The following is a 13,615-nucleotide window of genomic DNA, read 5'->3' on the forward strand; positions in this document are numbered from 1 at the left end:
AACGAATGATACTTTAAAGACAAAATTCTTATTTTTTCTTTACATAAAACTCCAAAATTGGCCGTCTATTAGCAAAAATATACAGCTCGGCATCCCTGTTTTTAGTAAAAGGAATGTTGAATGTACATTGCTTGCTGTTACAGTTCAATTCAATTTTTTGGCTGTATTTATCACCTTTAAAGGCATAATATAAATTAATGTTTTCGGGTATTTTTCCCATTAAAAAAGTGATATCATAATTTGTTGAAGCCCTTATTACCCCTAATTTTGGTGAAATCAAATTAAGTTTATTGGTAAAAAACGATTTTTTATAAATAGGTTTACTGTAAAACTGTTTTATGGTAAGATTGGTATTGGTCAGTAACCATTCCTTTTCACTAGGGTAATGAGTTAAAGCAAATTCATCGGGATTGGTAAAAAAATAGAAATCATCAAATTCTGCTTTCCATCTATTGCCATTAGTGTAGCCTGCACCCCAAGTAGCATCAACCAAATACCATTTTTTATTAATTTTTACAGCATTCCAAGCATGATTTTCTTGATCAGGAATGTTGTCAATATCACTAATATCTCCTTTAGCATAACCACCAATTAATTTGCACGGTATACCCAAATATTCAGAAACTCGCTTAAACGTTTGGGCATAACCTTCACAAACTGCTTTTTTGGTTCGAAGCGTTTTGTTGACTATACTATTGTTTATGGCCTTCATTTTTCTATTAAAATCGGCTTGAGAAGTGTAGCTAAAACCAATTTCGGTTTGACCGCTGTTAAGTGCTGCCATATCATAACGGATATTTAAACAAAGCCAAGTATATAAAGCTCTAATCCTTTCTTTTTCTGTTTTAAAATCTTTGAGTATCCGCTCAGCTAAAGCTTCTGAATTTTTATAATTTGAACTGTAGCTCCTTACTTTTGTATCAACAGCATCATATACGTTACCAGCTTTTTTTGCGGAATTAAAAGCAGAACGTGAATTATTTAATTGCCCAGCAATTTCAAATTGCTGGCCATTTATTTCTAATATAAACAGAAATAACAATAAATATACAGTTAATGTTTTCACAGTTACTATATAACATTGAATTGATTGAAAAATTGTATTTTATGTGCGTCAGTCCGCAAGGATTTTTACTAATTATTAACGTTAACGATAAAATCTAATGCGTTAAACAACGTTAATTAAGTATTGTAAATTTGTACTAAATTTCATATAAAACATTTATGAAGAAATTATTTAAAATACTTGGAATAGCTTTAGTTGTTATTGTTGTAGCCATTATTGCCATTCCTATTGTATTTGAGGGAAAAATTATTGAGCTGATAAAGAAAACAGCAAATAATAATCTGAATGCAACTTTAGATTTTGAAGATGCGGATTTAAGTATTTGGAGTAGTTTTCCAAATGCTGAGGTTTCTTTAAATAATACTTCTTTGATAAACAATGCCCTTTTTGAAGGTGACACTTTGCTTAAAGCCAAAAACATTGATTTAAAATTACCAATTGGTCAACTTTTTAAAAGCAATGCCGATATAAATATTACCACATTTACCATAGATGAAGCCGATTTGAAAATAAAAATTGATAAAGATGGAAATGCCAACTACGATATTGTTAAGAAAAGCGAAGCGGAGACTACCTCTTCAGAATCTGAACCAATACATTTAAATTTGATTGGTTATGCCATTACTAATAGTAAAATATCATATCAAGATGTGTCGAGTGAAATCGTATTTTTACTAGATAAATTCAACCATAACGGAGAAGGCAATTTATCTTCGGCAACTTCTGAATTAAATACAAAAACAAATGGATTTATTTCATTTGAAATGGATAGTGTAGCGTATTTAAATAATAATACCGTTGATTTAGAGGCTGTAATTGGTATTGATTTGAATGAAAACAAGTATAGTTTTTTAGAAAACAAAGCCTTGGTTAATCAATTGCCCTTAGTATTTGACGGATTTGTAAAAGTTAATGAGAATAACAAAAAAGTAAATATTAATTTTAAAACGCCATCATCCGATTTCAAGAATTTTTTGGCTCTTATTCCTGAAGTATATTCAAAGAATATTGAAGGAGTTACTACTACGGGTAATTTTGATGTAAAAGGTAAATTTGAGGGTGTGGTAGATGAAACCCATATCCCAAAATTTGATATTGTTATCAATTCAGAAAATGCTTCGTTTAAATATCCCGATTTACCAAAATCGTTAGAAAACATCAATATCAATACAAAAATTGCCAATGAGACGGGACTCGCAAAAGATACGTATGTACATATTGATACGCTATCGTTCCGTTTGGATAAGGAAGTTTTTAATGCATCGGCTAAACTAACCGAAGTTACAGAAAACATGAAGGTTAATGCTCATTTAGCAGGTAACATCAACTTGGCAAACTTGGAACAAGTTTATCCCGCGGAAGCCGTAAAAGATTTAAAAGGAAATCTTTCCGTAAATGCAAATACTGCATTTGACATGAATTCTATTGAGAACAAAAAGTATGAAAATACACGTACTTCGGGTACTTTTACCTTAAAGAATTTTGAATATGTTTCTGATGAATTGAGCGATAAGTTAATTATTGATAACACATCGTTGTCATTAAGCCCTAAAACCGTTAAACTGAATAGTTTTGATGCCAAACTAGGGCAAACGGATATTCAAGCTACAGGCAGTATAAGCAACTTAATTGGTTTTCTGTTCAATAAAGAAGATATTGAGGGTAAATTTTCTTTGAATTCCAATACATTTTCGGTAAACGATTTTATGGTTGCCCAAACCGAACAGAAAGAAGGAGGAGAAACAGTAAAAACTGAAGCAGAGAGTATTCAAATACCATCGTTTTTAAATTGTACCATCGATGCAAAAGCAACTACAGTATTGTATGATAATATTACCTTAAAAAATGTGTCGGGTACGTTGTTGGTAAAAGATCAAACCGCAACCTTAAAAAACATGAAATCGAATGTATTTAATGGACAGATTGGTTTTGACGGAAGCGTATCCACTAAAACAGATACTCCAACATTTGCCATGAATTTGGATATGAACAGCCTAAATATTGACGAATCATTTAAACAATTGAATTTGTTGGAAGCGTTAGCACCTATAGCCAAAGTAATTCAAGGAAAGTTAAACACAAACATTAGTCTTTCGGGTAATTTGAATACTGATTTTACTCCAAACTTGAATACATTATCCGGTAAGGCCATTGCGGAACTGGTAAGCTCTAAACTTTCATCAGAAAAGTCTCCTTTAATTCAGAAGTTAGAGGAACAGCTTAAGTTTTTGGACACTAAAAAACTGAATTTAAATGATTTAAAAACAGCTTTAACTTTTAAAGATGGTAAAGTGCAGGTGAATCCATTTTCTTTAAGTTATGAGGATATAAAAATTGATGTAAGTGGAGGTCATGGTTTTGATAATACCTTAGGCTATGAAGCTGTAGTGAATGTCCCGGCAAAGTATTTAGGAAGTGATGTAACAAAGTTAATAGCACAATTAGGCGAACAAGAAGAGGGAAACATTAAAATACCTGTAAATACAATGATAACTGGTAAGTTTAGCAATCCTGAAATAAAAACGGACTTAAAATCAGCTGTTGCTGATTTAACGAAACAATTAGTTGCCAAACAAAAAGAAAAGCTGATTGAAAAAGGAAAGGATAAGGTAGAAGATGCCCTAAAAGATATCCTTGTCGGGAAAGACAAGCCCAAGGATACGGTTGATATTACTCAAGATTCAATTAAGAAACCAAAGCCCAAACCAACAGTAGAAGAAGCTGCAAAGGATGCGTTAAAAGATATTTTTGGCAAAAAAAAGAAAGATACTATTAAGTAGCTTTTTTTTAAGTTGAGGTTAGTCCCGATAATTATCGGGAGGACTTACTTTGTCAAATTTCTAAACAAGCTTTCCAAATCTTGATTTTTTACGGAAGATTGTAATAATTTTAGTCCATTATCATGGGCAAAATCGAAAATCGCAGGACGCATATCTTTAGATGTGGTAAAGGTCAGTTGCCAAACATTATCATGAATGTTTTCTACGTTTTTTAGTTTCGGAATTTGATTGAGTAGTTGAGGTTCAACACGTAAATCGAATTCAACTTCAATAACCTGTTCTTTATCGCCTTTAAGCTCGTTCAATTTTTTGTCAATTACAATTTGTCCTTTATTGATAATGATTACCCGATCACATACCGCCTCAACCTCTTGCATAATATGTGTAGAAAATAATACTGTTTTAGTCTTGCCTATTTCTTTTATCAAACCTCTTATTTCCACCAATTGATTTGGGTCTAAACCTGTGGTCGGCTCGTCTAAAATCAGTACTTCAGGGTCATGCAATAATGCTGCCGCCAAACCGACACGTTGTCGATACCCCTTGGACAATTGTCCAATTTTTTTATGAGCTTCAGGTGTAAGGCCTACTTCCTCGATTACTTCTAAAATCCGTTCTTTTGAAACTTTATGTACCGAGGCATTAAATTGAATATACTCTTTTACATACATATCTAAATACAAAGGATTGTGCTCTGGTAAATATCCAACGGACCGTTTGACCATCATTGGTTCCGCAGCAACATTATGTCCGTTTACCATGACAACGCCATCAGAAGCATTGATGTAAGTAGTTATAATCTTCATCATGGTAGATTTGCCTGCACCGTTTGGCCCTAAGAAACCAACAATTTCGCCTGAGTTTATTTTAAAACTAATATTATCTAAGGCTTTTTGTGTTCCGTAAGTTTTGCTAATTTGTTGTACTTCTATTGACATGATGATAGTTTGGTTTACAAAGTAACAAAAGTTTGATGAAATAATTATTTTTAATTTATAAACTGAAAATATATTACGCTATCTCTTCAAACCTTGAGTTAAAAGTTTTATAATCCCATTTATGACCTTTTTCACTCAATACAGCAATGAGAATTTTATTACCATCAGTTCGTACATTTACAAGGCCGTAAATAATTCCGTCGACAACAGTTAAACGATCTAAGGTACGTAGTTTTTTTGCTGCTTTTAAATCCCCAGCATTTGTACGTTTATAGTTTACCCATATTTCGCTCAGATTATTAATGACTAAGTTATTAGCTATATTATTGTCTTTGGGATGGTTAATATTGGCAGATAAAGGTGTACCAATTCGCATACTACGTGCAATTTCGGTAGCATAAATAAGCGGGGTTTTAAGACTATCACCATAGGTGGTTTTAAAACCAGTAATGGCTGCCATAGCCATTAAGTTAGGTGTTGGATGTGCGTGAGATTCATTATCTCCACTGGAAATAATTGTAGCGGCCGCATTTACATGTTCTAAAAACTTATAAGAAACTTTTTCGCTACCATGATGGCAAGCTTTTGCTACATCACTAGCGAATTCTTTTTTATCGTGGTATTGGCTTAATAAATCCTGACTGGGTTTATTTAAGTCACCAGTTAATAATAATTTGAACTGTTTGTATTTTAAACTTAGCACAATACTATTACCATTAGTATTTTTAGAATGACTACCCAAATCAAATAATTCAATATCATCATTATTGTTTTTATCTTGAATAGGACCAAGTACTTTTATATGAACATCAGATTCATTTGGAGCATAGTTGGGCATATATTGATCTCCTCCAATTGTGCTATCGTAACCCAAAATATTAATATTTTCGGCAGCATCGCTATCAATAAGTTCTTCTATAAAACTGCCCCATTCACCTTGTAGTTGTGGGTATTTATTTTTATCAAGTGCATTTACAAAACTTTGTTTATCTGTAAAAATAGTTTTCAATTTACCACCTTGCTCTATACCTAAAGAACGGTCTTTAGGTTTTTTTCTTACCCATGAAATACCGGCATGATAGAAATTTTTCACCTTTACTTCGTCTGTATCTAAATCATCTTTGGCTTCTGGAGAAGTACTTATCAAATCCCACAATCCACCATAATGATCAGCATCGCAGTGCGAAATAATCATATCATCTAATTCAATTTTATCGGCACCATATTCTTTACTGAATTTCCAATCCACAAAATCTGCAGCATTTTTAAAAGTAGGTTGTTTTTCACGCAAATAACCACCATCAATCATTATATGACGTCCTAATTTGGATTTGTTTGGGTCAGGACATTTAATCAACATACCATCACCCTGGCCAACATCAATTACATAAACTTCCAGTAAAGATTCATCGCCATAAGAATTAGGCTCAATAAATCCACTATTTCCACGAGCTTTGCATTTTATATATCCATCAGCATTTAAAACATTTTCATCTATTTTAATCCGATCTCCCCAAAGGAGTTCAGCTTTTATAACTTTTCTGTTATAGCCTGATCTTACAAATTTTGCAGTATTTTTAGAGACATACTTAGTTTTCATAATATAAAGAGCGTTAGCGTTATTAATATGCAAACAATTTACAATGAAACAATTACATTATCAAGGGGATTTTTCCCCTTTTTTTCCAATGGAGCTAATAACGTATCTTTATGCCTAATTGTCAGCCAATAGAATTTGGCTTGGTTTTAGCCAATAGTGTATAATGAGCAAAAAACAGAAAGTATCGTTTGCATGGGCATTTAAAGAATTTATTTGGCCAAGAAAAAACATCGTATTATTAGGGTTATTTTTAATTATTCTGAGGAGTTTATCAGGCTTGGTATTGCCTTACGCCAGTAAAAATCTCATTGACGAGGTAATTCCCTCAAAAGACATGCAAGCTTTAACAATGTTGTTGATTTTTGTGTGCTCGGCCATTTTAATTCAGGCTATAACTTCATTTTCCTTGACTCGATTGTTGAGTGTAGAGGCACAACACCTTATCTCATTGTTAAGAGCCAAAGTGCAAAAGAAGTTATTGACTTTGCCCATCAGTTTTTTTGATAACAACAAGTCGGGAGCCTTGGTTTCGCGTGTGATGACAGATGTAGAAGGCGTAAGAAATTTAGTAGGTACAGGTTTGGTTCAATTGATTGGCGGAACAATTACCGCTATTATTTCCTTAGTAATCTTAATCAACTTAAATGCTACAATGACCTTTTTTGTGCTGGTGCCTGTAGCCATTTTTGCATTTATCGCCTTAAAAGCGTTTGGATATATCCGCCCCATTTTTAGGGAACGGGGAAAAATAAATGCTGAAGTAACAGGTAGATTGACTGAAACTCTCAACGGAGTTAGGGTAATAAAGGGTTTTAATGCAGAGGCTCAGGAAAATAAAACTTTTGAAGATGGTGTTGAACGTTTGTATTTAAATGTAAAAAAGAGTTTGACCGCAACTGCGTTGATGACAAGTTCTTCCACATTTTTGTTAGGCTTGGCTTCTGCCGGAATTATGGGTATTGGCGGTTATTTTATTATGGACAACACTATGACGTATGGTGAGTTTGTTTCGTTTACGCTGTTTTTAGGCTTTATGATTGCCCCGATTGTACAAATGAGTAATATAGGAAGTCAACTTACCGAGGCCATGGCAGGATTAGACCGTACACAAGAGCTAATGAATATGACCGAAGAGGATAATCCTGAAAAAAGAACGGTATTGTTAGATGGCATTAAAGGCGATATTATTTTTGATAATGTATCGTTCAGTTATGAAGAAAACAAAGAGGTATTGCACAATATTTCGTTAAAAGCACCTTCGGGTAGTGTAACTGCTTTAGTTGGTTCTTCAGGCTCAGGCAAGTCAACCATTGCAGGATTGGCAGCTACTTTTTTGAATCCAATAGAAGGTAAAGTTACCCTTGACGGGATAGATCTAGCCACAGTTAATCTGAGCAGTTTTAGAAATAACCTCGCCGTTGTATTACAGGATGATTTTTTATATGAAGGTACTATCCGTGAAAACATTCTATTTGCAAATGCCGATGCTTCTGAAGAGGAATTGCTGGCGGCGGTCAATGGAGCATATGTCAACGAATTTACCGATAGGTTCGATGATGGGTTGGACACCGTAATTGGCGAAAGGGGCGTAAAGCTGTCAGGCGGTCAACGTCAGCGTATTTCAATTGCTAGAGCTATTTTGGCAAATCCAAAAATTATCATTTTAGACGAAGCAACCTCGAACTTAGATACCGAAAGCGAATCGTATATCCAAAAAAGTTTGGGGATGTTAATGCAAAACCGAACTACTTTTGTAATTGCTCACAGGCTAAGTACCATCCAAAAAGCGGATCAAATTTTAGTTGTTGAAGATGGCAATATTGTTGAACAAGGCAAACACGATGAACTCATTGCCAAAAAGGGTAGGTATTACGATTTATATACTTATCAGAGTAGGATATAGTTTATTTTTATTTAAATCAAATAATACGGTTTATTATTTATAGAGATACACTATTTTTTTAATGATATACTTTTACGTTTATCCAATTCAGCACGTATTTCATTAGCACGCTCTTCGGTGACACTATAATTACGCATCACGAACATCGCAATAAGTGTTCCTATTATAGGAATTCCAGAGAAAGCTAATCGTAACCCATCAACAGCCCCTTCAGGCTGAACGGCTTCGCCTGAATCAAAACCTACAAAACTCATAATAACACCACTCAACCCCCCTGCAATGGCAAAACCAAATTTTACCATCAACCAATAAATAGCCCCAAAAGTACCTTCTCTTCTTAGACCTGTATTGAGTTCATCTAGATCAATAACATCGGCAGTCATAGACATCATCAATAAAAATAGACTTCCAATACCAAAGGAGAAGAAAGGGAGTGCAAAAATGAACATATAGGGTTTACCCGGAATGAATAAGAACCAAAGCATCAAATATCCCAATATAGAAATTGCTTGTGATATCAAAAAGGCTTTCTTTTTCCCCATCGCTTTAGACATCTTAGCCACAATAGGAATGACAAAAAAGGTAGTTCCCAAAGCTCCTAAACATCCAAAAAGTGTAGGCCATATACCTGCTGCACCAGCATCACCATTAAAAAGACGATATACAATAATAAAGAATGAAAAGGATGCAATAGTCATAAACGCATTATACACCAAGAAAGTTGCGATACATAGTTTTCTAAATGGTTTCATTTTAAAAGCACTTACAAAACCTGATCCTATTTCTTTCAAGCTATTCCCTATACTTTTTAAATTGAGCGGGGAATAATCTTCGTTTAAAGTCGATTTACTTTTAATAAATATTCCTGGTACAATAGCACAAATTGCAAAAATTACACCTACCCAAACTGCAAGTGTTCGGGTAGCAACTTCTGCAGATTCAAACCACGATGGATCATACATAATCACCCAAAACCAAGGAGCGATAACCCACGCCCATTGCCCAATCCACTGTGCAACAGCCATAATGTCCGTTCGTTCATGAAAATCATCACTCATCTCATAGCCCATAGCGACATAAGGAACACTAAAAATGGTAATTCCTAAGTAAAAGATAAATGACCAAATCATAAAATAGGTGAAATTATAATCAATTCCTGCATCCTTATAAAGTTGCCACATAGCAATAAAAGAAATGCACAAAATGATACCACCAAGAATCACGTAGGGTCGTCGTCTTCCCCATCGAGATTTGGTATTATCTGATATATACCCCATAATAGGGTCTGTAAATGAATCAAAGAGTCTTGGAAAAAAATAAATGATTCCCCACATCCAACCTGGAAAGCCTAGATCTTGAACTAGAACTACCATAAAAATACCCAATGCGGCCGGAAACATTTGATTAGCGAGCATACCGACTCCGAAAGCTACTTTTTGGCCAAACGGCACTTTATTTGTTACGGTAGTTTGTTGATTTGACATGTTGCAATAGTTTTAGTTATGATTTTGGAATCACAATGGTTTGAATTGCTTGTCCATTAATTGATATATCAATACTTTTATTATTTAAGTTTAAATTTATATTTTTCGCTACATTACCTTCATTAAATAAAACTGTTACGATAGATCCGTCAGAATTTTGTGCTGAGGTAACCATTAAATCCTTGTCAGAATTCTCCAAACCAATTACTGTTGCTCCTGGTCTAATATATTTGCTAAAATGAGCCAATGTATAATATAGAGGTGTAAAATATACTTCATCTTTTTCTGGGTCAACAATTACTGGAGCAACACACCAGTTTTTAAACCAATTTGGACCACCTTGAGTATCTAAAACCATATTCCAATCTACCCAACCATCTACCCAGTTGTTCAAGCAACCAATTATGTCTCTTGCATAGCGATTTACTGGTGCATATTTTGGATGTAAGTGTTTATCTTTTTCTGGAGCCCAATCCCAACCCCAATCTGTTGCTTCTTTTTTCCAATACCAAGCATCATCCTTCCATTTTGGAATTTCAGAATCTACACAAGCTTCCGATTGAATTATATGTTTATTTGGTGCTTTTGCATGTGCATATTGCAGCTCTTCTGGGAAATAATCATAAGTGCTAGCATACCAATGTACAGCAGTACCATCAAAATACTTAGAAGTTTCTTCATTTTTAAATTGAGAATCTACCCATTCTTTTAAATGTTCTCTGTTTTGATCGTATCCTAGAATTTTAACATTGTGCTTATCGGCTTCTAATTTTGGGCCTAAATAATTTTGAACAAAATTTGTCATTTCATCTGGAGAATAGTGCATGCTTTCCCAGTTATTTCCATTTCCAAGAGGTTCATTTTCTACTGTAAATCCCCAAATATCTATTCCTTCTTCTTTATAAGCTGTTACATATTTAGAGAAAAACAATGCCCAAGTATCATAATATTTTGGTAATAATTTACCACCAACCCATTTGTTATTATCTTTCATCCAAGGTGATGCTGTCCAAGGTGATGATAAGATTTTAAATCCTTCTTTTGATATCGACATTGCATCCTTAATCATAGGAATGATATCATCTTTATCTTCATCTATAGAAAAATGGTTTAATTCTATATCGTCTGCAACAGGTGAATACGAATAATTACTAATCGAAAAGTCGCACGAATTCATGTGTGTTCTGGTTAAAGAATACTTTGCACCACTTTCTCCAAAATAAGCTTCTAAAATAAGGTTTCTGTTTTTCTTACTTAACTTGTTTAACAAATACGCTGAAGATTCTGTAAACGAACCACCAAATCCAGTAATTGTTTGAAATTCTTCTTCTGGATTTAGTTTTATGATTGATACATTATCTCCTGTTTTAAATTCTTTGATTCTTGTTAGGTTATTACCTGCAGCTGACGTTTCATAAACTTCAACATTTAATGATTCTTTTTTTTTAGTACAACCAATCACTATAAAAGCGAAAAAAATGGGTAAAAAATACCTGACTATCTTCATATCTATTCGTTCAATTATCTTTTTTATTAAGGTTTATATACTTCTCTTTTACAATGGTAAATACTTTTTTCTTTGTTCTATCTAAATTTACAATTCCCCAATATTCTTCATTTGGTGTGCCATCATAGGGAACACCAGTACTGTTAGGAGCCCAACCTCCAATATCTTGGGCTTTATTATTACCTGCTTTCCACCATCCATCGGTAAAAGAGAACAGTGTAACACCAGAACATATTTCCTGACTTTCAAATATTGAATTTAGAATTTTTGTCGTTCCATCTGCTTGTGCCTTTTCATTATCTCCTTTTTCATATCCATCTTTTGAAATAGTCATATAACTATCTCCACCAGCTTCAGATAAATACATTGGTTTTTCACTTATAATTTCCCATTGCTTAAAAATTGGTTTGGGGTTATCCCATCTGTAAACATTCATACCCCAAACATCTATATTTGGACTCATAGATAGTGCTAATGCATCTGGCAATTCACCATGTGCGGTTGAAGTTGGATGAGTAGAGTCATTTTTATGAATTAAATCAGCAGCAGCATTCATTACCTGATACCAATTTTTAATATTATTTTCAAACCATTCAGGATGATAATTATATTCATTACCTAGTTCCCAAAGTAATATTGCTTTATGGTTTTTAAATTTGTTTACATAATTAATAAATGACCCTGAACGAATATCGTATTTTCCTTTTTGATTGTATCCAAAACCAATGATTACTTTTATACCAGACTCATGAATTTCATCAAGAACCTCAATTTCTTCAATGGGTTCATAAACTCTTATTGTATTTATACCAGCCTCGACCATTAAGGCTAAATCTTGAGTTAATGCACTAAAATCTCTTTTATTACTGCCTTTTGGTACAGGATGATAACAAATACCTTTAATGAGATATGGTTTTTCATTTACTAATATTTGGCGATTATATACAGATACAACATCCTCTTTTGACTTGTTTGCACATGAAATTAAAACACACAAAATAATATTTATAAACAAAAATACTCTCATCTTAATATTTTAGAATTCTTCTATTTTTCATAATTGGTATTTGGCACCATTACGTCTTTCATTAGTTCGTCTAAATTTCCATTATACGTTTTGGTAATGATTTTTCCGTTTCTTTTTAACCTCTCAAAAATGCCCTTATCAACCATATCCCATAGTGGGTATTTTGCTTCTCCTTTTAAGTTGATTAATCCAAAATGATTTTCTGAACCTAAGGCGTTTTTGGCATCTTTCCATTGTTCATCAAACGCTTCAAAATAAAAACAAGAAATACCTGTTTTATTTGTCCATTCACGCAAATGATTATAATACAACCCTTGCTTGTACTCATCTGTTGCTCTTGAGCCTTCTGGCCCGTAAAAACCACTAGAAATTGTTGACCATCCCGTTTCTCCGATATGGATTGATTTTGTTGAATCAATACTTTTAACAAATTCGGAAACATTTTTATATTGTTTTTTCGCAAATTCTAAACTACGTAACATCGCAGCATCGACTTTTTCCATATCAGATAAGTTCTCTTCATTTTCTGGAACTTTCCAAAACTCTGAATTGTAATGCGAATTATGATACGGATAGGTATGCATTGATATATAATCTACTGCTTTAATTAATTTTTCTAAATCATCTGTATGATAACTTGAATCACCTCCGCCCCAAGACGAAAAATCATCTGAACTTGTAATCCATAAATCTGAAGGTAATTTCCCCGATTTTTTCAGGTCTTGTAAATGATTTACCCATTTTAAAATAACATTAGGTTGCACATAGTAAGAAGCAGCCCACCTAACCATGGCCTCGTTACCAACAGCTATCACTTTTACAATATCTGGATATTTATTTGCCAAACTTACCGCTCTGGCAATTTCACCTTCATTTTGAGGACTTTCTAAATCATGGTTTGGAGCTTTATCTGTCCAAGCGTTTAAACAATCTATCCAGGCTCCCAGCATTACATACATTTCAAAATTTGTATCTTCTTTTTTTAATTGGTCAATGGCCTCTAATACATTAGATGCGTGCGGTAGATTTGGCTGTACATTGTAAGTTCTCAACATCTTTATACCCAAAGCTGAAAGAATTTTCATGTCATCTTTCAATTCTTCTATAGTAGGTTGAATATCTCTAGTTCTTTCTCTATAACCACCATAAGAAATTGCTAAATAGTTCTGATTTCCTAAAATTTCAGCTGCTGTAATTTGTTTTTTCTCAACAGTACTTTTTACTTTTTCTTCTTTCTTTTTATTATTTCCACAACCCATTGCCAATATTAAAATTGGAATTACGAATAGCTTTATTAGTTTGGATTCCAT

At 33.5% G+C, this 13,615-nt stretch carries 9 protein-coding genes; 2 read left to right on the top strand and 7 right to left on the bottom strand.

Annotated elements, in window-relative coordinates:
• Positions 1 to 28: 28 nt before the first annotated feature.
• Positions 29 to 1,066: a transglutaminase domain-containing protein gene (locus tag U5A88_RS14870; RefSeq protein WP_354207748.1), complete on the bottom strand. Its 1,038-nt coding sequence runs from the start codon at positions 1,064 to 1,066 to the stop codon at positions 29 to 31.
• Between the two features lie 158 nt (positions 1,067 to 1,224).
• Between U5A88_RS14870 and U5A88_RS14875 the strand changes: the two genes are divergently transcribed.
• Positions 1,225 to 3,846 (top strand): AsmA-like C-terminal region-containing protein, encoded by a 2,622-nt coding sequence (locus tag U5A88_RS14875; protein ID WP_354207750.1) that lies wholly within the window; start codon positions 1,225 to 1,227, stop codon positions 3,844 to 3,846.
• A 44-nt stretch (positions 3,847 to 3,890) separates the two neighbouring features.
• On the opposite strand, the gene gldA is transcribed toward U5A88_RS14875, so the two are convergent.
• On the bottom strand, positions 3,891 to 4,784 hold the full coding sequence (gene gldA, locus U5A88_RS14880; protein ID WP_354207752.1) for a gliding motility-associated ABC transporter ATP-binding subunit GldA: 894 nt from the start codon (positions 4,782 to 4,784) through the stop codon (positions 3,891 to 3,893).
• Positions 4,785 to 4,857: 73 nt separating this feature from the next.
• Entirely contained in the window at positions 4,858 to 6,384 is a 1,527-nt protein-coding gene (locus U5A88_RS14885; RefSeq protein ID WP_354207754.1) for a ComEC/Rec2 family competence protein, read from the bottom strand.
• A 163-nt stretch (positions 6,385 to 6,547) separates the two neighbouring features.
• Between U5A88_RS14885 and U5A88_RS14890 the strand changes: the two genes are divergently transcribed.
• The gene (locus tag U5A88_RS14890; RefSeq protein WP_354207755.1) at positions 6,548 to 8,287 is read left to right on the top strand and encodes an ABC transporter ATP-binding protein; all 1,740 of its coding nucleotides are present in this window, start codon (positions 6,548 to 6,550) and stop codon (positions 8,285 to 8,287) included.
• Between the two features lie 50 nt (positions 8,288 to 8,337).
• On the opposite strand, the gene U5A88_RS14895 is transcribed toward U5A88_RS14890, so the two are convergent.
• Genes U5A88_RS14895 through U5A88_RS14910 form a run of 4 tightly spaced genes read right to left on the bottom strand, consistent with a single transcriptional unit; the run spans position 8,338 to position 13,615 of the window.
• The gene (locus tag U5A88_RS14895; RefSeq protein WP_354207757.1) at positions 8,338 to 9,771 is read right to left on the bottom strand and encodes an MFS transporter; all 1,434 of its coding nucleotides are present in this window, start codon (positions 9,769 to 9,771) and stop codon (positions 8,338 to 8,340) included.
• 16 nt (positions 9,772 to 9,787) lie between these two features.
• Complete coding sequence (locus U5A88_RS14900; protein ID WP_354207759.1) at positions 9,788 to 11,278, bottom strand: glycoside hydrolase family 30 protein; 1,491 nt, start codon at positions 11,276 to 11,278, stop codon at positions 9,788 to 9,790.
• Positions 11,279 to 11,288: 10 nt separating this feature from the next.
• Positions 11,289 to 12,305: a glycoside hydrolase family 2 TIM barrel-domain containing protein gene (locus U5A88_RS14905; protein ID WP_354207761.1), complete on the bottom strand. Its 1,017-nt coding sequence runs from the start codon at positions 12,303 to 12,305 to the stop codon at positions 11,289 to 11,291.
• A 20-nt stretch (positions 12,306 to 12,325) separates the two neighbouring features.
• On the bottom strand, positions 12,326 to 13,615 hold the full coding sequence (locus U5A88_RS14910; protein ID WP_354207763.1) for a glycoside hydrolase family 17 protein: 1,290 nt from the start codon (positions 13,613 to 13,615) through the stop codon (positions 12,326 to 12,328).

The sequence above is a fragment of the Aureibaculum sp. 2308TA14-22 genome (assembly GCF_040538665.1).
Lineage (GTDB): Bacteria > Bacteroidota > Bacteroidia > Flavobacteriales > Flavobacteriaceae > Aureibaculum.

Excerpts from the sequence above, each read along its gene's own strand:
- U5A88_RS14890 (WP_354207755.1), top strand. The coding sequence starts at position 6,548 with ATGAGCAAAAAACAGAAAGTATCGTTTGCATGGGCATTTAAAGAATTT.
- U5A88_RS14895 (WP_354207757.1), bottom strand. The coding sequence starts at position 9,771 with ATGTCAAATCAACAAACTACCGTAACAAATAAAGTGCCGTTTGGCCAA.
- U5A88_RS14905 (WP_354207761.1), bottom strand. The coding sequence starts at position 12,305 with ATGAGAGTATTTTTGTTTATAAATATTATTTTGTGTGTTTTAATTTCA.
- U5A88_RS14910 (WP_354207763.1), bottom strand. The coding sequence starts at position 13,615 with ATGGAATCCAAACTAATAAAGCTATTCGTAATTCCAATTTTAATATTG.
- U5A88_RS14885 (WP_354207754.1), bottom strand. The coding sequence starts at position 6,384 with ATGAAAACTAAGTATGTCTCTAAAAATACTGCAAAATTTGTAAGATCA.
- U5A88_RS14900 (WP_354207759.1), bottom strand. The coding sequence starts at position 11,278 with ATGAAGATAGTCAGGTATTTTTTACCCATTTTTTTCGCTTTTATAGTG.
- gldA (WP_354207752.1), bottom strand. The coding sequence starts at position 4,784 with ATGTCAATAGAAGTACAACAAATTAGCAAAACTTACGGAACACAAAAA.
- U5A88_RS14875 (WP_354207750.1), top strand. The coding sequence starts at position 1,225 with ATGAAGAAATTATTTAAAATACTTGGAATAGCTTTAGTTGTTATTGTT.